At 62.7% G+C, this 19,378-nt stretch carries 17 protein-coding genes; 7 read left to right on the forward strand and 10 right to left on the reverse strand.

Annotation, left to right across the window (positions count from 1 at the left end; translation table 11 throughout):
• Positions 1 to 224: 224 nt before the first annotated feature.
• The 7 genes from hpf to kdsD form a co-directional block, all read right to left on the reverse strand.
• Positions 225 to 581, reverse strand: coding sequence for a ribosome hibernation-promoting factor, HPF/YfiA family (gene hpf, locus BLS41_RS03235; protein WP_042328814.1), 357 nt, complete (start codon positions 579 to 581; stop codon positions 225 to 227).
• A 170-nt stretch (positions 582 to 751) separates the two neighbouring features.
• Positions 752 to 2,269, reverse strand: a complete 1,518-nt coding sequence (locus BLS41_RS03240; protein WP_074762930.1) for an RNA polymerase factor sigma-54 — start codon at positions 2,267 to 2,269, stop codon at positions 752 to 754.
• 197 nt (positions 2,270 to 2,466) lie between these two features.
• Positions 2,467 to 3,252, reverse strand: coding sequence for an LPS export ABC transporter ATP-binding protein (gene lptB / locus BLS41_RS03245; RefSeq protein WP_074762931.1), 786 nt, complete (start codon positions 3,250 to 3,252; stop codon positions 2,467 to 2,469).
• A complete protein-coding gene (lptA, locus tag BLS41_RS03250; protein ID WP_074762932.1) occupies positions 3,249 to 3,920 on the reverse strand; it encodes a lipopolysaccharide transport periplasmic protein LptA in 672 nt (223 codons plus the stop codon). Before lptA ends, lptB begins: the two co-directional genes overlap by 4 nt.
• A gap of 29 nt (positions 3,921 to 3,949) precedes the next feature.
• Positions 3,950 to 4,549: an LPS export ABC transporter periplasmic protein LptC gene (lptC, locus tag BLS41_RS03255; protein WP_074762933.1), complete on the reverse strand. Its 600-nt coding sequence runs from the start codon at positions 4,547 to 4,549 to the stop codon at positions 3,950 to 3,952.
• Positions 4,546 to 5,106, reverse strand: coding sequence for a KdsC family phosphatase (locus tag BLS41_RS03260; RefSeq protein WP_074762934.1), 561 nt, complete (start codon positions 5,104 to 5,106; stop codon positions 4,546 to 4,548). Before BLS41_RS03260 ends, lptC begins: the two co-directional genes overlap by 4 nt.
• Entirely contained in the window at positions 5,106 to 6,089 is a 984-nt protein-coding gene (gene kdsD, locus BLS41_RS03265) for an arabinose 5-phosphate isomerase KdsD (RefSeq protein ID WP_074762935.1), read from the reverse strand. Before kdsD ends, BLS41_RS03260 begins: the two co-directional genes overlap by 1 nt.
• Before the next feature lie 160 nt (positions 6,090 to 6,249).
• On the opposite strand from kdsD, the gene BLS41_RS03270 reads away from it, so the two are divergent.
• From BLS41_RS03270 to purU, 5 genes are all read left to right on the forward strand, one after another.
• On the forward strand, positions 6,250 to 8,253 hold the full coding sequence (locus tag BLS41_RS03270) for a monovalent cation:proton antiporter family protein (protein WP_074762936.1): 2,004 nt from the start codon (positions 6,250 to 6,252) through the stop codon (positions 8,251 to 8,253).
• Between the two features lie 122 nt (positions 8,254 to 8,375).
• Positions 8,376 to 8,942 (forward strand): adenine phosphoribosyltransferase, encoded by a 567-nt coding sequence (locus BLS41_RS03275; protein ID WP_074762937.1) that lies wholly within the window; start codon positions 8,376 to 8,378, stop codon positions 8,940 to 8,942.
• 39 nt (positions 8,943 to 8,981) lie between these two features.
• Entirely contained in the window at positions 8,982 to 9,596 is a 615-nt protein-coding gene (locus BLS41_RS03280) for a LysE family translocator (protein ID WP_074762938.1), read from the forward strand.
• A 37-nt stretch (positions 9,597 to 9,633) separates the two neighbouring features.
• Complete coding sequence (locus tag BLS41_RS03285; protein WP_074762939.1) at positions 9,634 to 10,503, forward strand: NUDIX hydrolase; 870 nt, start codon at positions 9,634 to 9,636, stop codon at positions 10,501 to 10,503.
• Between the two features lie 131 nt (positions 10,504 to 10,634).
• Entirely contained in the window at positions 10,635 to 11,504 is an 870-nt protein-coding gene (gene purU / locus BLS41_RS03290) for a formyltetrahydrofolate deformylase (RefSeq protein WP_074762940.1), read from the forward strand.
• 131 nt (positions 11,505 to 11,635) lie between these two features.
• Here purU and BLS41_RS03295 read toward each other — a convergent pair whose 3' ends face one another.
• From BLS41_RS03295 to uvrA, 3 genes are all read right to left on the reverse strand, one after another.
• On the reverse strand, positions 11,636 to 12,862 hold the full coding sequence (locus BLS41_RS03295; protein WP_074762941.1) for a PepSY-associated TM helix domain-containing protein: 1,227 nt from the start codon (positions 12,860 to 12,862) through the stop codon (positions 11,636 to 11,638).
• A gap of 246 nt (positions 12,863 to 13,108) precedes the next feature.
• Positions 13,109 to 14,194 carry an AI-2E family transporter gene (locus BLS41_RS03300; RefSeq protein WP_074762942.1) on the reverse strand — a complete coding sequence of 362 codons (1,086 nt, stop codon included), beginning with the start codon at positions 14,192 to 14,194 and terminating at the stop codon, positions 13,109 to 13,111.
• Positions 14,195 to 14,228: 34 nt separating this feature from the next.
• On the reverse strand, positions 14,229 to 17,102 hold the full coding sequence (uvrA, locus tag BLS41_RS03305) for an excinuclease ABC subunit UvrA (RefSeq protein WP_074762943.1): 2,874 nt from the start codon (positions 17,100 to 17,102) through the stop codon (positions 14,229 to 14,231).
• Positions 17,103 to 17,464: 362 nt separating this feature from the next.
• Here uvrA and BLS41_RS03310 point away from each other — a divergent pair, with 362 nt between their 5' ends.
• The gene (locus BLS41_RS03310; protein ID WP_074762944.1) at positions 17,465 to 18,658 is read left to right on the forward strand and encodes an MFS transporter; all 1,194 of its coding nucleotides are present in this window, start codon (positions 17,465 to 17,467) and stop codon (positions 18,656 to 18,658) included.
• Between the two features lie 178 nt (positions 18,659 to 18,836).
• Positions 18,837 to 19,370, forward strand: a complete 534-nt coding sequence (locus BLS41_RS03315; RefSeq protein WP_074762945.1) for a single-stranded DNA-binding protein — start codon at positions 18,837 to 18,839, stop codon at positions 19,368 to 19,370.
• Positions 19,371 to 19,378 lie beyond the last annotated feature (8 nt).

Below are 19,378 nucleotides of genomic sequence, written 5' to 3' on the forward strand. Positions count from 1 at the left end.
CAGACCGACTTCCGTATGAGCTAGCGTGACCCCGATGGTAACCGGAACATTATAGAACAGGGTAGCTACGGATGGTGCGGCGCGCCATCCATGCGTGGTGGGTTTTTAACGGTTTAGTCCAAAAGCCGTATTGCCACGCAAAAAAGGCGTTCCTGAAACGAAAAACCGCCCGATTCCGGGCGGTTTGGCAAGTACGGAAAATGAGGAAAAACCTCTAATTTTCCTTATTGCGGCGGGACGTCGAGTTGCGGCGCCGGTTGATACTTGATCGCATCGTGCTGATGACCTTGCAGACGATCTTTATGGCGTATCACCTGCCGGTCGAGCTTGTCGATCATCAGATCGATCGCAGCGTAGAGATCGCTGTCACAGCTCTCGACGAAGATGTCCTTGCCTTTCAGATGGAGGTTGATTTCAACCTTTTGACGCTTGTCCTTTTCCTTGTGGTTGTCGACCGAGAGGACCACACTGCCGTCGATTACCTGATCGAAATGTCTTAGCACCCTATCCAGTTTGGTGATCACGTATTCGCGCAACGCAGGCGTTACTTCGAGGTGGTGTCCACTGATCTGCAGATTCATAGTGCTTCTCCAAGCTAGTGGCCGCTTGATCCGCACGATGACAGGTGTCCGGTCGATCTGTCGGCTTGCCTGAGTCGCCCCCCGGTGACTGACTTCTGGCAGGTCGCATCGGCCGGCCTGTCCGCCAACTGCGGAGCGGCCGGTAAATGCCCGCCACGGAAGGCGACGGGCTATAGAGACTTGCGCAGGTTGACTGCCGGAATCTTGAGAGCTTCACGATACTTCGCTACGGTACGCCGTGCGACCACGAAGCCCTGTTCCGCCAGCAGTTCGGCTATGCGGCTGTCTGAGAGAGGCGATTTCGGGTTTTCCGCTCCTATCAGTTGCTTGATGAGCGCGCGAATGGCCGTTGAAGACGCCGCGCCGCCCGTGTCGGTCGAAACGTGTGAGCCGAAGAAGTACTTAAACTCCAGCGTCCCAAAAGGGGTCAGCATATATTTGCCGGTTGTCACACGCGAGACAGTTGATTCGTGTAGGCCCAGCGTATCAGCAATTTCCCGCAAAACCAAGGGGCGCATGGCAATTTCGCCGTGCACAAAAAAGCTCTTCTGACGCTCGACAATGGCTTGCGCGACCCTCAGGATCGTCTCGAAACGCTGCTGGATATTCTTGATCAGCCAGCGGGCTTCCTGCAGTTGCTGGCGCAACGATCCGCTGCCCGGATCGCCCCGGTTATTGCGCAGAATGTTCGCGTACAGATGGTTGATGCGCAGCTTCGGCACCACTTCGGGATTCAGTTCTGCCTGCCAGCCTTGAGCCGTTTTGCGCACCATGATGTCAGGTACGACATAGTCAGCTTCGGCCTTGCCGTAGGCGGCGCCCGGAAACGGTTCGAGCGAGCGGATCAACACATGCGCGTCGCGCAGGTCGTCGTCGCTGGCCTTCAGGTGTTTGCGCAGACGCGTGAAATCGCGTGCCGCGAGCAGTTCCAGATAGTGCGCAACGATGTCGAGCGCGAGCGTTCGCGTGGGCGACGTATCGAGCCGCAACAGTTGCAGCCTCAGGCACTCCGACGCTGAACGCGCGCCCACGCCCGCCGGATCGAAGCTGTGCAGAAGCGCCAGCGCGGCGTTCAGTTCGTCGACATCGACTTCGAGTTCTTCGGGCAGATCGGACAGCACTTCTTCGAGCGTGGCGGCAAGATAGCCGTCGTCGTCGAGCGATTCGATCAGGAAAGTGATCAGCGCCCGGTCGCGTTGACCCGCCTGGGTCACGCGCAGTTGCGCCATCAGGTGATCGCGCAGCGAGGTGCTCGATTCGTGGATTTGCAGCGGCGGCATGTCGTCGTCGTCGGACGCGTTGCCGGAACGGCCGTAGTCGTCGAGATTCCACTGCGACGCGTCGCCGTTGCTGTCGCCGGAGAGGCCGTTGTATTCGTCGACACCCTGCGGCTCGCCGTTCTCGGCGCGCTCGTTGCTGCTGGTGGACGAAGACGATCCGTTGCCGCCCATCTGGTCGGACGGCACGGAAGAATTGGGTGCCTGCGCGATCAGCGAGCCGTCGGCCGCCACGCGCAATGGGCTCGCAATCCAGTCGTCCTCGTTTTCGAGGAGCGGATTCTGCGAGATCGCCATCGCGACTTCCTGCTGCAATTCGAGCGTAGACAGCTGTAGCAGCCGGATGGACTGCTGCAGTTGCGGGGTCAGCGCAAGATGCTGCGATAGGCGGAGTTGGAGGCTGGCTTTCATGGCAAATTGAGATTCATTGTAAAGAGTTTGCCACGACCGCGATACATTGCGGAATTCGCAATTACGCGCGCGCCCGTTTTCGGCGGCACCAGGCGCAGAACGGCCCAGGTCAAAAGTGCTGATGTGCGGTTGCCGCAAAAATAGTGCGGCAAGGGTTCGCGGAGACGCCCTCACGTCGTCCGCAATCCCTTGTGTGCTTACATGCGGAAGTGCTCGCCCAGGTAGACGCGCCGCACGCTTTCGTTTTCGATGATTTCGTTCGGCGCACCGGCGGCCAGCACGCTGCCGTCGCTGATGATGTACGCGTGATCGCAGATGCCGAGCGTCTCGCGCACGTTGTGGTCGGTGATCAGCACGCCGATATTGCGCTGCTTCAGAAACTTGACGATCTTCTGGATTTCCAGCACCGCGATCGGGTCGACGCCCGCGAACGGTTCGTCGAGCAGAATGAAGCTCGGATTGGTGGCCAGCGCGCGTGCAATTTCAACCCGCCGACGCTCGCCGCCCGACAACGACAGCGCCGGATTCTCGCGCAAATGCCCGATCTGCAACTCGTCGAGCAGGGCTTCGGTGCGGCTCGTGATGGTGTCCTTGCTAAGCCGCTTGCCGTTCTCTTCGTGCTGCAATTCAAGCACGGCGCGAATGTTTTCTTCGACGGTGAGCTTGCGGAACACCGACGCTTCCTGCGGCAGATACGACAGGCCGAGCGAAGCGCGCTTGTGGATAGGCAGCAGGCTGATCGATTTGCCGTCGAGGTCGATTTCGCCGGCATCGAGCGGCACGAGGCCGACGATCATGTAGAACGACGTCGTCTTGCCGGCGCCGTTCGGGCCGAGCAGGCCGACCACTTCGCCGCTTTTCACGTCGAGCGACACGTCTTTGACGACCGTGCGCGAACCGTAACGCTTCTTCAGATTACGCACGACCAGCGAACTGCTGGTGCCGGCCGGCTTGCGATTGGGGAGGGACGCGGAGGAGCTCACTGAGTCGGCGCTCCCTGGATCGTGGTGGACGGCACGAGCGTGGCCGACGCGCCGGTCAGCGGCGCGGCGCCGCCATTGCGCGGCGACAGCATCGCGCGCACGCGGCCGGTCGGGTTGCCCGGGCCGGCGACGTCCTTGCCAGCCTTCGCGGTATAGAAGTCGTTCTGGCCGTCGTACGTGACGACGCTGCCGTGCACCTGATCCATCACCGTCGACAAACCTTGCAGGCGTCGGACCGTGGCGTTCGTGGTGAGCGTAGTCAGATCCTGCTTGCCGTCGTAGTCGATACGAACGGCCGTGCCTTCGATGTATTCGTCGAGACCTTCGCGTTTCTGCCGGAAATACGACAGATTGCCGCCGGTGGACGTACCGGTTGCGTACTGATAACCCTGCGGGTCTTGCGTCACTTCGACGCGATCGGCCCTGATCACGATCGTGCCTTTGGTGGCGACTACGTGGCCGGTGAAGATGTTGACCTGCTTGAGGTCGTCGTAAGTCATGTTGTCCGCTTCGATGTTGAGCGGCTTGTCCTTATCGGCGCGATCCGCGTGCGCGAGCGGCGCGAAGCCGGCCAGCGGCAACGCGACGATCAGCGCAGCGAGTCCGGCGCGGCACGCGGACAGGGTGCGCGTGCGGCCGGTATCAAAACGGGGGAACGATTCGTTCATGCAGTCACGCCTGGAATGGATTACCCGGGTTACTTGGGCGAGCTGCCGCCGGCGTCGGACGCGGCGATCGCGCCTCTTACGTTGCCGAACAGCTGCATCACCCGGGTGACGTTGTTGTAGTTCATGCCGCTGGCAGTCATCACCGACATGCCGCGCTGAAGTTTAACCGGCTTTTCAGTCTCGATCACATCGTCGTTGACCAGCACCCTAAAATGCTGTGAATCCGCTTGCATCTGCGGATCGCCGCCGCCGGGCGCACGCAGGATGCGCGCGTTGTCGTACAGGTCGACGATCGATGCGTCGGCGTTCACCTTGCCGGTGTCGCCGGTCGCGGTGACGATCGGCTTGCCGGGCTGGAACGCACGCATGGCCGGTTTGACCAGATCGCTCAGTTCGTCGTCTTCGTAATGAATCAGCGACTGGGCGGTCAGCCGGTATTGCGTCGAGCCCGACTGATCGAGTTCGGAAACCGAGAAATTGTCGGCGAAATAGTCCGGCGTGTGTTCTTTCGGACGCACCACGCCTTCGTTCTGCCGCGGCAGCGTGGCTTGCAGCAGCCACCACGTGATACCGGCGAGCGCAGCCATCGCGACCAGCGGGATCAGGGAAGTCAGGCGAAACTGGTTCATCCGACGAGGCCTCGCTGTTCGCCGCTGCACGCAGCCGCCAGCAGCGCTTCATATTTGTGCTGCGCGCGCAACAGCGTATCGACGACTTCGCGCGCCGCGCCGTGGCCGCCGCGCGCCTCGCTGACCCAATGGGCCCGCGCGATCACTTCAGGATGCGAGTTGGCCGGAGCCGCCGCGAAGCCGACCTTCAGCATCACGGCAAGATCGACCCAGTCGTCACCCATGTAGCCGCATTCTTCGGCCGTCAAGCCAGTTTTCTGCAAGAGGTCCGCAAACGCCTGAGGTTTGTCCTGAATGCCCTGATAAACGTGCGTGACGTTCATCTCTTTCGCCCGCGCCGCGACGATGCCCGACTTGCGCCCGGTGATGATCGCGGTGTCGATGCCGGCTTCGCGCAGCAGCTTCATGCCGTGGCCGTCCATCGAATGGAAGCCCTTCATCGTGTCGCCTTCCGCCGTGAACAGCAGGCCGCCGTCGGTCAGTACACCGTCGACGTCGAAAATCATCAGCTTCACGCGGCTGGCGCGTTCGGTTGCCGTAGCAGGGGCGATGGCCATCAGATCACCTTCTTCGAGAACAGGTCGTGCATGTTGAGTGCGCCGATCAGCTTGCCCGCTTCATCGACGACCAGCATCTGATTGATACGGTGACGCTCCATCAGTTCAACGGCTTCGACCGCGAGCTGGTCCGGACCGATGGTGCGCGGGCCGGCCGTCATGACCGAAGCAATCGACAACTGGCGGAAATCGCCGTCGCGTTCGAGCACGCGGCGCAAGTCGCCGTCGGTGAAGATGCCGGTGACGCGCTCGTCGCTATCGACGATCGCGGTCATGCCCATGCGCTTGGCGGTCAACTGGAACAGCGCGTCGCGCACGGTTGCTTCAGGCGTGACCTTCGGCACCTGGTCGCCGGTGCGCATCACGTCGCGAACGTAGGTAAGCAGGCGCCGGCCGAGCGCGCCGCCAGGATGCGAGCGCGCGAAGTCGTCGCGTCCGAAACCGCGTGCGTCGAGCACCGCGACCGCGAGCGCGTCGCCGAGCGCAAGCGCGGCGGTGGTGCTGGCGGTGGGCGCGAGATTCATCGGGCAGGCTTCTTTCGACACTGCGGAATTCAGATGAACGTCGGCCAGTTGTGCGAGACTCGACGACGGGCGTCCGGTCATCGCGATCAGCTTCGCGCCGATCCGCTTGATGAGCGGCAGGATCGCCACGAGTTCTTCGGTTTCACCGGAATTGGACAGCGCGAGGAACACGTCGTCGGACGTGACCATGCCGAGGTCGCCATGACTGGCTTCCGCAGGATGCACGAAGAACGCCGGTGTGCCGGTGCTGGCCAGCGTGGCCGCGAGCTTGCGCGCCACATGGCCGGATTTGCCGATGCCGGAGACGACCACGCGCCCACGGCAACCCAGGATGAAGTCGATCGCCCCGACGAAACCATCGTCGAGTTGATCGCGAAGCGCGCGCACGGCGTCCGCTTCGATGTCGAGCACGTCACGAGCGAGCGCGAGTGCCCGGTCGCCATTGATTTTCGCTATCATTCGCGAAGTATAGCAAAGGCGCCTGTTCGCCGCGCCGGGCCTGCTGTGCCAAGCCGCTGCCTTTATCAGCCTTTTTACTGGCCCCTCAACCTTGTCGCACGGCGTTTTCGTGCGCGGTTCCGCTGACGAACGAGGACGCTTTACCCATGCGTTTTTGCCGATGATCTCCCCGCTCGAAATGACGCTGTTCCTGCTGCTGGCATCGGTGGCGGGCGTGGTGATATTTCGCTTTCTGAATCTTCCACCGATGCTCGGCTATCTGACGGTCGGCATCGTCGTCGGGCCGCATGCGTTTGGTCTGATCCCGGATTCGGTTGGCGCGCAGAATCTGGCCGAGTTCGGCGTCGTGTTCCTGATGTTCTCGATCGGGCTGGAGTTTTCGCTTGCGAAACTGCGCTCCATGCGCCGGCTCGTGTTCGGCCTCGGCCTGCTGCAGGTGATTGGCACGATCGCGGTCGCGGTGACGCTCGGCTTCGTGCTGGAGCGCTGGGTGCATATCACGTGGCAGGCGAGCGTGGCGCTGGGCGGCGCGCTCGCCATGTCGTCGACGGCGATTGTCAGCAAGATGCTCGCGGAGCGGCTCGAAATCGAAACGGAGCATGGGCGCAACATTTTCGGCGTGCTGCTGTTCCAGGATCTGGCGGTGGTGCCTCTGTTGATCATCATCGCGGCGCTCGGCGGCCGCTCGGACGATCTGGTCAGCGCGCTCGGCATCGCGGCGATCAAGATCGTCGTCGCACTGGCGCTGCTGCTGATCGTCGGTCAGCGCTTCATGACGCGCTGGTTCAACGTGGTCGCGCGGCGCCGCTCGCAGGAACTGTTCATTCTCAATCTGCTGCTGGTGACGCTGGGCGCCGCGTTCATCACCGATAAATTCGGCTTGTCGCTGGCGCTCGGCGCGTTTATCGCGGGCATGCTGATCGCCGAAACGCCGTACCGGCATCAGGTGGAAGAAGACATCAAGCCGTTTCGCGACGTGCTGCTCGGGCTGTTCTTCGTCACCACCGGCATGCTGCTGAATCCGCGCGTGATCTGGGAGCATCCGCTGATCGTGCTCGGCTTCCTGATCGGCCCGATCGTGTTGAAGGCGGTGATGATTACCGGCCTGTCGCGTCTGTTCGGCGCGTCGCCGGGCGTCGCGATGCGCACCGGCATCGGTCTCGCGCAAGCGGGCGAGTTCGGCTTCGTGCTGCTGAATCTGATTCTCGACCGCCACCTGGTCGACGCCACGTTGTTGCAGGCGATTCTCGCGGCAATGCTGCTGTCCATGCTCGCCGCGCCGTTCATGATCCAGAACGCGGACCGGATCGTGCTACGTCTGTCTTCAACTGAATGGATGATGCAGTCGTTGCAGATGACGCGTATCGCCACGCAAAGCCTGAAGCAGAGTGGTCACGTGATCATTTGCGGTTACGGTCGTGCCGGGCAGAATCTGGCGCGCATGCTGGAACACGAAGGTTTGTCGTACGTAGCGCTGGATCTCGACCCCGACCGCGTCGCGGCAGCCGCGGCGGCGGGCGAGTCGGTCGTGTTCGGCGATGCCGGGCGGCGCGAGTCGCTGCTCGCCGCCGGTATTCACCGCGCGGCGACGATCGCGATTACCTATGCGAACACGCCGTCGGCATTGCGCGTGCTGCACAACATCCACGAGCTGGAGCCGACGTTGCCGGTGATCGTGCGTACCGTCGACGACGCCGATCTGGAAAAGCTGCTGGCCGCCGGCGCGACCGAGGTGATTCCGGAAATCGTCGAGGGCAGTCTGATGCTGGCATCGCACACGCTGGTGGTGATGGGCGTGCCGATGCGGCGCGTGGTGCGCCGGGTCGAGGAAATGCGCGACGAGCGCTATGCGCTGCTGCGCGGCTATTTCCATGGCGCCGACGACGTGGACGACGACGACGGTCACGAACAGGTGCGGCTACAATCGGTGCCGGTCGACGCAAACGCGGACGCGGTGGGCCGCACGCTGGCGGACCTCGGGCTGTTCGACGTGGGCGTGGAGGTGACAGCGATCCGCCGGCACGGCATTCGCGGCGTCGAGCCGGACCCGTCCACCAAACTGCGCGCGAGCGACATCGTGGTGCTGCGCGGTCTGCCCGAACAACTTGCGGAAGCCGAGGAACGGCTGTCGAAACACCGTCGCGCGGGCGCTGCCGCCGCGTGATTCACGCAGGCAGATTGATGCAGCAGGGGCTGGTGCCCCAAGGCGGCGCTGCGCACGCAGACCGCTGCTGATCCAGTTTTTCATCGTTTCATCGGACCTCTTCAGGTCCATCCGGAGACATCATGTCCAACGCGCTCGTGAGCGCGCCGCTCGATGCGGCCGACTACATCAAAAGCCATATTCGTACGGTGCCTGACTGGCCGCAGCCGGGTGTGCAATTCCGCGATATCACGCCGCTGTTGCAGGAGGCGAAGTCGCTGCGCATTCTGACCGACCTGTTCGTGCAGCGCTATATCGAGGCGAAGCTCGACTACGTGGCGGGCCTGGATGCGCGCGGTTTCATCATCGGGCCGATTCTCGCGCATGAACTGAACATCGGCTTCATTCCGATCCGCAAGGCGGGCAAGCTGCCGTACAAGCGGCTCTCGCAATCGTACGAACTCGAATACGGCACCGCGACCGTCGAGATTCACGAAGATGCGTGCAAGCCGGGCGACCGCGTGCTCATCATCGACGATCTGATCGCGACCGGCGGCACGATGATGGCCGGCAAGATTCTGCTCGAGCGGCTCGGCGCGGTGGTGGTCGAGGGCGCAGCGATTGTCGATCTGCCCGAACTCGGCGGCTCGAAGCTGCTGCGCGAAGGCGGTCTTGAACTCTACACGGCGACCTCTTTCGACGGCCATTGAGCGCGGCGCTTCCGGCTTCACATCAAGAAGGTAACGACGATGCCCAACTTCCTGCTGTTTCTGGCGACCTCGATTGCGATCACGGTCGCGCCCGGCCCGGACAACCTGCAAGTGCTCGCGCGAGGCATTTCGCAAGGACGCGCGGCGGGACTTGTCGCCGCGCTCGGTTTCGCCGCCGGCATCACATTTCACACGACGCTCGCGGCGCTCGGCGTGGCGGCGTTGCTGCGTTCGTCGCCGCTCGCGTTCGAGGCGATCAAGCTGGCCGGCGCCGCGTATCTGATCTGGATCGGCATCAAGGCGCTGCGCAGCCAGGGGCTCGCGACCGCGCATGAACGCGCCGCGCAGCCGCTCGCCACGGTGTTCCGCCAGAGCGTGCTCGGCAATCTGCTGAATCCGAAGGTGACGTTGTTCTTCGTCGTGTTCCTGCCGCAGTTCGTGCAGCCGCATGGCGCACAGGGCGTCACACTGCAGATGCTCGAACTCGGCGCGCTGTTCATGTTGCAGACCCTGGTGGTGTTTTCGCTGTTCGGCGTGTGCGCGGGGATGATCGGCGGCTGGCTCAAGCGTCGGCCGCGCGTGGGCGTGTGGCTCGACCGCCTCGCCGGGGCGACGTTTATCGCCATTGGAATTCGCGTCGCGCTGCGCGACTGACGTGATCGCATCACCGCAGACAGTTCGGAGTTTTCAGATGACTTTGCCTTGCATCACCGCCGCGCGCCGCTTCGACGCCGCGCTTCATCGGCCGTTCCGGATCGGCGCCGAACAGGTCGGCTGGATTCGCTCGGGCGATGTGCCGTTGCTCGCGCGCTGGCCCGACGTGTTCGACATCGGCGGCGCGGGCGTGACGCTGGCAGCCGCGTTCAATACAGTCGATTTGCGCAGCGCGGCGCTGGGTTCGGTGATCGGCGCGCTCGCCGCCGAAGGCCTCATTCCGGGCTGGCGCAACGAGACTTACGCGATCCGCAATGCGTTCGACGCCGCGCCGCTCGCGTACATCGAACGCGCGGCGTCGCGCTTCTTCGGCACGATGACCTACGCGGTGCATCTGAACGGCGTCGTAGAATATGCGGATGGCGGGGCGGCCTATGGCGGCGGGCCCCCGCAATTGTGGATCGCGCGCCGCAGCGACACCAAGGCCACCGACCCCGGCATGCTCGACAACGTGGTCGCGGGCGGGATCGGCTGGGGCTTCGGCGTCGAAGCGACGATCATCAAGGAATGCTGGGAAGAAGCCGGTATTCCCGAGGAAATCGCTGCGCGTGCCGTCGCGGGCCGTACCGCGTATGTGTTGCAATCGCTGCCGGAAGGCACGCAGGCCGAGCAGATTTTCATCTACGACCTCGCGTTGCCCGCCGATTTCGCGCCGCGCAATCAGGACGGCGAAGTGGGTGAGCACCGGCTTGCGCGTATCGATGAAGTGGCGCGCTGGATCGAGGAAGGCGCCATGACCGTGGACGCAAGTCTCGCCACGCTGGATTGCCTGCTGCGCCGCCGCTGGATCGATGAAGAGGCGTGTGCGGGAATCGATGCGTTGTTTGCGCCGCCGGCGCCTGATTGAGCATCGGCTGGCTCTGGCGCAAAATCAGCCGCTCATCGGTAGGCACCGCCGCACACCGCATAACGAAACACGCTGCAACGAGCAGTACAGACTGAACAAACCACGCAATGAAGAAGGGAGTCACCCAGGTCATGTCGACCGATCACAGCTTTATTCTCAAACTGTCGTGCGCCGACCGGCCCGGCATCGTGCACGCCGTGTCGGGCTTTCTGTTCGAGCGTGGCAGCAACATTCTCGACTCCGCGCAGTTCGGCGATAGCGGCACTGGCGAATTCTTCATGCGCGTGCATTTTCAGCAGGTCGGCGGTGATCCGGGACTGGATGCGCTGCGCGCGTCGTTCGGGACGCTGGCCGAGCAGTTCGGCATGCGTTGGGAGATGCACGACGCGTCGGTCAAACCGCGCGTGGTGATCATGGTGTCGAAGATCGGGCATTGCCTGAACGATCTGCTGTTCCGTTTCCGCACGGGCCAGCTTGGGATCGAGATCGCAGCGATCATCTCGAACCACAAGGAGTTCTACCAGCTTGCCGCGAGCTACGACATTCCGTTCCATCACTTCCCGCTGCTGGGCGGTACGCCCGACGCGAAGGCCGCGCAGGAAGCGCGCGTGCTCGAAGTGATCGACGAACATCAGGCGGACCTGGTGGTGCTCGCGCGCTACATGCAGATCCTTTCGCCGAAGCTGTGCGAAGCGCTCGCGGGCCGCGCGATCAACATTCACCACTCGTTCCTGCCGAGCTTCAAGGGCGCGAAGCCGTATTACCAGGCGTTCGACCGTGGCGTGAAGCTGATCGGCGCGACCGCTCACTACGTGACGACCGATCTCGACGAAGGTCCGATCATCGAGCAGGAAGTGGAGCGGGTCGATCACAGCATGACGCCGGAGCAACTGACGGCAATTGGCCGCGATGTGGAGTGCGTGACCCTGGCGCGTGCGGTGAAGTGGCACGTCGAGCATCGCGTCGTGTTGAACGGTAGCAAGACGGTGGTGTTCCGCTAAGCGACGTTCAATCGCCGCGCTTCGAAAGCCCGCTGGCATGGTCCATCCAGCACCATGCCAGCCGCTGCAAGCGTGCGCCGGTTCATGCCGGCGCAAAACCTCTGATCGACCTTCCAGAATTTCCAGACCGTCTAGGACCGCGCCGCCGATCGGCCCGCATCGCGTCCAGCATTCGCGTTTTGCGCCGAGCGGCGGCGCGCATTCATCTTCTTCAGCCAGATCAGCAGACCCGTCGCACTCAGCACGGCGACCGCGATACCCACGGCGCTGATCAGAATCCGTCCGCCAAGACCGAGGATGCGCCCCGAATGCAGCGGGAATTGCACCTGCAGGAACACATCCCCGGCCGAACCCTTTCCGGGAATCTGCTTGCTGAGCAGCTTGCCGGTGGCCGAATCCCAATACATCCACGGATTGCCGAGGCCCATATCGCCGTGGTCGTTGCCCGGCGTGTAGTAACCCACGCCGTACGCGTGCAGGAATTGCACGTAGTAGAGGCCGCCCGGGGGCACGTGCAAGTTCTGCGCACGGCCAGCCTGTTCGGCCAGTTCGACGATGCGCTCGCGGCTCAGCACCTGATCGCCCGGTTGCGGCGCTCGCAGGATTTCAGGGTTGTTGAGCGGGTCGGGCGTGAGCGTCGACAGCTTCGACACGATCGGCCGAACCACGGGCGCGGCGAGATTCATTGAGATCGACGTCAGCGCGACGATCATCAGCAGACCCCAGATCCACACGCCGCCCGAGCGATGCAGGTCGAATGTGAGCGCGTAGCCGCCGCGCTTCAAACGAAACGCAAACGACTTGCGCCACGCCTTGAAGCTCGGAAACGACAGCCACAGCGCGATCACGCTATCGAGCAGCCAGACGATGCCGACGATCCCCATCAGCCAGGTGCCGATATCGATGCCGCTGGTGAACGGCAATTGCAGCGTGTAATGCAGCTTGTAGATGAACGGCAGCAGGTTCAGCCGCGACAGCGACACGGCGCCCCACAGGCGGCGTCCCTGAATGTCGCCGGTGACCGGATCGACGGCAATCTGGTCGAAATCGAGCGCGTACGGCTGCTGGGTCGCGGGATCGGTGCGCGGCAGCACCATCATCTGCAATGCCCGGCCGGGTTCGACCGCGAGCGGCAAAAACGTCACCTGCAGACGCGGATCGGCGGCTTCCACGTGGCGCGCGAGTTCCAGCGCCGACTGTGTGGGTCCGGCCGTGCGCGCGTTGAAGAACGACGGGTTTAGCGCTGCATCGAGTTCATGATCCCACGCGATGATCGCGCCGGTCAGGCCGGCTACGAACAGAAACAACGCGGTCAAGACGCCGAACCATCGGTGCAGACGGACGAGCTGGCGTCTCATGCGCGAGCCGGCAGGGCAGGGCGGAAATACGGACGGGAGGTCACGATCGCAGGCTTAATGTAAACGGGAATTATTCGCATCTTATGGGTTGATGCGAACTACTGCAAGTTTCCCGCCAATTGGCCGAAGCTAAAGGAGCAAGCGAAGGGGCAAGCGGGGCACTGACGCCTTGTCCGCTTGAATTGCGGTGCTAAATCGAGACAGCATCCAGCTTGCCGTCCCGATTTGCCAGGATGTGTTTGGGGGTCACACCAGCCGCAAGTAGATCAGTTCGCGCTTGATATACGCGTAGAAAATCGGCGCAGCAACCACGCCGGGAATGCCGAACGCGGCTTCCATCACGAGCATCGCGATCAGCAACTCCCACGCGCGCGCTTCGATCTGGCCGCCGACAATGCGCGCGTTCAGGAAGTATTCGAGCTTGTGAATCAGGATCAGGAACGCGAGCGACATGACCGCCGCCGGAAAGCTGACCGACAGCGCGACCGCGACGATGATCGTGTTCGACATCAGATTGCCGATCACCGGCAGCAGCCCGAGGATGAACGTGACCAGCACCAGCGTTTTCGACAGCGGCAGCCGGTCGTGAAAGATCGGCAGGATCACCAGCAGGAAGATGGCGGTGAACACCGCGTTGATCGCGGAAATCTTGACCTGGGCGAACACGATGCGGCGGAACGCATCGGCGAAACGCGTCACGCGCGTGACGAAGGCCGTGGACAGCGGCAGCCGGTGCATCTGCTTCTGCGCGCCGACCGCGATAATCGCACCGATGATCATGCCGATCAGAATATGCGTGAAGCCGCGCGCCGCCGTCGTGCCGCTTTGCTGCAGCATGTTGGCGTGCGTGTGCATCAACTCTTCGGCTTTGGCCTTCATCTGCTCGGTATCGACCGGCAAAGAATTGGCGATGAACTGCGGAATCCGGCCGCGTGCCTCGTGGATCAACTGCATGGCCTGGTCGAGCAGGTTCTGCACGCTCGGCACGTCGTTCTCGAAATGCTCGATGATGCCGAGCGTGAGACCGGTAAGTGCGCCCACGATCACGGTCGACAGAATCACCACGGCCAGCCAGCGCGCGCGCTTGCTCGACATGTGGCGCTCGATGCGCGGCGCGATGGTGTGGACGAGCTGAAACACCAGCAGCCCGGCGAGCAATGCGCCGAGCAGCTTCAGTTCGATCACCCCCCACATGCCCACCAACATCAGAACGTAACTGCCGATTTCGACTGCCGACAACTTCGGCAGGCTCATGTCGCTAGTCAGCCTGACCGGGCGTGGGCGTAGGTCCTGCACCTGCCCGTCGTCGCGCGCCTGATTCCGCTTGGCCATGGCTTCTTCCGTCTCCAACCCGTGATGTGCAGCGTTACTTTTTACTGGCCGACCGCTTCAGCAGCGGCGCCAGATACTTGCCGGTAAAGCTTGCTTTCGACTTCGCCACCTGCTCCGGCGTTCCTTGGGCGATGATTTGCCCGCCGCCCGCACCGCCTTCCGGACCGAGGTCGATAACCCAGTCGGCCGTTTTGATTACATCGAGATTATGCTCGATGATCACCACAGTATTACCTTGATCACGCAACCGATGGATCACTTCCAGCAGCAGCGCGATGTCGTGAAAGTGCAGACCGGTGGTCGGTTCGTCGAGGATGTATAGCGTGCGACCCGTGTCGCGCTTGCTCAGTTCCAGCGAGAGTTTGACGCGCTGCGCTTCGCCACCTGACAGCGTGGTCGCCGACTGGCCCAGGCGGATATAGCCCAGACCCACGTCCAGCAAGGTTTTCAGCTTGCGCGCGACGACCGGAACCGGCTTGAAGAACTCATGCGCGGCCTCGACCGTCAGGTCGAGCACTTCGCTGATGTTCTTGCCTTTGTACTGGACGTCGAGCGTTTCGCGGTTGTAGCGCTTGCCGTGGCAGACGTCGCAAGGCACATACACGTCCGGCAAAAAGTGCATCTCGACCTTCAGCACGCCGTCGCCCTGGCAGGACTCGCAGCGCCCGCCCTTCACGTTGAACGAGAAACGGCCCGCTTCGTAACCGCGCTCCTTGGCGGCGGGAACGCCCGCGAACAGTTCGCGAATCGGCGTGAAGAGGCCGGTGTAGGTCGCCGGGTTGGAACGCGGCGTACGGCCGATCGGCGACTGGTCGACGTTGATCACCTTGTCGAAGTGCTCGAGCCCTTCGATCGATTCAAACGGCGCCGGCTCGGTGGACGAGCCGTACAGATGCTGCGCGACCGCGTGATACAGCGTGTCGTTGATCAGCGTCGACTTGCCCGAACCGGACACGCCGGTCACGCACGTAAGCAGCCCGACCGGCAGATCCAGCGACGCATGCTGCAGATTGTTGCCATAGGCCTCGATGATCCGCAGACGTCGTTCGTCCGGCGCTTTGCGCTCGTCCGGGAATTCGATGTTGCGCGCGCCGGACATGTACTGCCCGGTCATCGACGCCGCGTTCGCCTGGACCTGCTTCGGCGTGCCCTCGGCGATCACCATGCCGCCGTGTTCGCCCGCGCCGGGGCCCATGTCGACCACGTAGTCGGCCATGCGGATCATGTCTTCGTCGTGCTCGACGACGATCACCGAGTTGCCGAGATCGCGCAGATGCTTGAGCGTGGCGATCAGCCGGTCGTTGTCGCGCTGATGCAGACCGATCGACGGTTCGTCCAGCACGTACATCACGCCGGTGAGCCCGGAGCCGATCTGCGACGCGAGCCGGATGCGCTGCGCCTCGCCGCCCGACAGTGTTTCTGCACTGCGTTCGAGCGACAGGTAATCGAGCCCGACGTTATTCAGGAACATCAGACGCGCGACGATTTCCTTCACGACCTTGTCGGCGATCTCGCGTTTCGAGCCTTCGAGCCGCAGCGTCTGGAAATAGCCGAGCGCGTCGCGCAACGGCCAGCCGCTGATTTCGAAGATGCCGCGCGCGTCTTCGTCGTGGCCGATCCGCACGAAGCGCGCTTCGCGGCGCAACCGCGTGCCGGCGCAAGCCGGGCACGCCTGGTTGTTCTGATACTTGGCGAGTTCTTCGCGCACCGCGACCGAATCGGTCTCGCGATAACGCCGCTCCAGATTCGGGATGATCCCTTCGAACACATGCTCGCGTACCGATGTGCGGCCGCGTTCGTTGATGTACGAGAACGGGATTTCCTGCTTGCCCGAGCCGAACAGCAGAATCTTGCGGACCTTCTCCGGCAGGTCTTCGACGGCGGTGTCGATGTCGAACTCATAGAACGCCGCGAGACTTTGCAGCATCTGGAAGTAGAACTGGTTGCGCCGGTCCCAGCCCTTCACCGCGCCCGCCGCGAGCGACAGCGACGGATGCGCGACCACCCGCTTCGGATCGAAGAACGTGATCTGGCCGAGGCCGTCGCACTCCGGGCACGCGCCCATCGGGTTGTTGAACGAGAAAAGGCGCGGCTCCAGTTCCTGCAACGAATACGAGCAGATCGGGCACGCGAACTTCGAGCTGAACAGCTTCTCCTTGTCCGTATCCATCTCGAGCGCGATCGCGCGGCCGTCGGCGAGACGCAATGCCGTTTCGAACGACTCGGCGAGCCGCTGCTTCATGTCCGGCCGCACTTTCAGACGGTCGATCACCACGTCGATCGTGTGCTTGTCGTTCTTCTTCAGCTTCGGCAGCGAGTCGACTTCATAGATCTTCGCGACGCCTTCGTTGGCCGTACCGCCGCCCGAGCGCACCCGAAAACGGATGAAGCCCTGCGCCTGCATTTCCTCGAACAGCTCGACGTGCTCGCCTTTGCGATCGGCCACGACCGGCGCGAGGATCATCAGCCGGGTTTCTTCGGGCAATGCGAGCGCGGCGTCGACCATCTGCGAGACGCTTTGCGCTTCGAGCGGAATCTCGTGGTCGGGGCAGTAAGGTGTACCGACACGTGCGAATAATAGTCGCAGGTAGTCGTGAATTTCGGTGACGGTGCCGACCGTGGAACGCGGATTATGCGACGTCGCTTTCTGTTCGATCGAGATGGCCGGCGACAGACCTTCGATCAGGTCGACGTCCGGTTTTTCCATCAGTTGCAGGAACTGGCGCGCATAGGCGGAAAGGCTTTCGACATAGCGCCGCTGCCCTTCCGCGTAGAGCGTGTCGAACGCGAGCGACGATTTTCCCGAGCCGGAAAGGCCCGTGATGACGACGAGCTTGTGACGGGGTAAATCGAGGTTGACGTTCTTCAGGTTGTGGGTGCGAGCCCCACGAATACGGATTTGTTCCACGGATTTATTCCATGAACTGGCGGAAAGAGGAAGGGGCTAAACCTGCTACTATAACGACTTTTCGAGACCGCCGTTACGGCTTCCTGACAGCTGGAATCAGGCATAAGGCAAGCTGTAAGGCAGCGGTTCAGCGCCGCGGGAAAGAGGTCTAACTGGGGCCGTTTTCCGCGAGTACAAGGCACCCCCAGGCACCGCGACGCACCGCAAGGCGCAAGTGGGAATGCAACAGGGCCGCAGGTTTCCACGCCGCGCCGTTCGCATCCCGCCGTCACGCCGTCGTTGTGGTCAGCCGCCGGTTGCGGCCGTCCAGCGGGCCGACTGTCTGCGGTGCGCAACCCAGCTCATTCAAAGAAACGTTCCCGATGTCCAATCCGTCCGCTACATCCACACGCATGAGCGCGCCTGAAATGCGCGCGACCGTGTCGCTTGCCGCTATCTTCGCGCTGCGCATGCTCGGCCTGTTCATGATCATGCCGGTGTTCTCGATCTACGCGAAATCCATTCCGGGCGGCGACAACGTGCTGCTGGTCGGTATCGCGCTAGGCGCGTACGGCGTGACGCAGTCCATGCTCTACATCTTCTACGGCTGGGTGTCCGACAAGATCGGCCGCAAGCCGGTCATTGCCACGGGCCTGCTGATCTTCGCGATTGGCAGCTTCGTCGCGGCGGGCGCGCACGACATGACGTGGATCATCGTGGGCCGGGTGATTCAGGGGATGGGCGCGGTGTCCTCCGCCGTGATCGCGTTTATCGCCGACCTGACCGCCGAAGAACATCGCACCAAGGCGATGGCAATGGTGGGCGGCAGTATTGGCGTGTCGTTCGCGGTGGCGATTGTCGGTGCGCCGATCGTGTTCCAGTGGGTCGGCATGAGCGGCCTGTTCACGCTGGTCGGCATCTTCTCGATTCTGGCGATCGGCCTCGTGCTGTGGGTCGTACCCGATGCGCCGAAGCCGGTGCACGTACGCGCGCCGTTCCGGGAAGTGCTGCATAACGTCGAACTGCTGCGTCTGAATTTCGGCGTGCTGGTGCTGCATGCCACGCAAACCGCGCTGTTCCTCGTCGTGCCGCGCATTCTCGAAGGCGGCGGTCTGCCGGTCGCGTCGCACTGGAAGGTGTATTTGCCGGTCATGGGCCTGTCGTTCGTGATGATGGTTCCGGCGATCATCGTCGCCGAAAAGCGCGGCAAGATGAAGGCCGTGCTGCTGTCCGCGATCGGTCTTATCCTGATCGGCCAGTTGTTATTGGGCGTCGCTCCGCATACGATTCTGAGTGTGGCGGCGATCCTTTTTGTGTACTTTCTCGGCTTCAATATTCTCGAAGCTTCGCAGCCTTCGCTGGTGTCGAAGCTGGCTCCCGGAACCCGCAAGGGCGCGGCCGCCGGCGTGTACAACACCACGCAGTCGATCGGTCTTGCGCTGGGCGGAATGATCGGCGGATGGCTGCTTAAAGTGGATGGTCAAAGCGCTGTGTTCTTTACGTGTTCGGGGCTCGTCTTTTGCTGGCTTATAATCGCCGCAAAGATGAAACAGCCGCCGCGCAAGGTCAGTACGTAACACGCGAAGCTTCGCGACAAATCGCGAAGCTCGCGGCGCACTCGGGGGCACATCCCGACATCACCCAGAACTCACCCGGCGGCGGGCAGAGGCGTTATTCCCGGCTCGGCCCGTCAGCCATGAGACGCGAAAACGCGCATTGCCGCGCCGCCCGCAACGGAATCAACAGGAGAAACTCATGGCATCCGTGAACAAGGTCATTCTCGTCGGCAATCTCGGAGCCGATCCGGAAGTCCGTTATCTTCCGAGCGGCGACGCAGTGGCGAACATCCGCCTTGCGACGACGGACCGGTACAAGGACAAGGCGTCCGGCGAAATGAAGGAAGCGACTGAATGGCACCGTGTGTCGTTCTTCGGCCGTCTGGCGGAAATCGTTTCCGAATATCTGAAGAAAGGCTCGTCGGTCTATCTGGAAGGGCGCATCCGCACCCGCAAGTGGCAGGCGCAGGACGGCACCGACCGTTACTCGACCGAAATCGTCGCCGAGCAGATGCAAATGCTGGGTGGCCGTGGCGGCTCGATGGGCGGTGGCGGCGACGAAGGCGGCTACAGCCGTGGCGAGCCGTCGGAGCGTAGCGGCGGCGGTGGTGGTGGCCGTGCGATGTCAGGTGGCGGTGCTCCGCGTGGCGGCAATGCTGGCGGCGGTGCAAGCCGTCCGAGCGCGCCGGCTGGCGGTGGCTTCGATGAAATGGACGACGATATTCCGTTCTAATCGAAGCG

The sequence above is a fragment of the Paraburkholderia fungorum genome (genome assembly GCF_900099835.1).
In the GTDB taxonomy this organism is placed as follows: Bacteria; Pseudomonadota; Gammaproteobacteria; order Burkholderiales; family Burkholderiaceae; genus Paraburkholderia; species Paraburkholderia fungorum_A.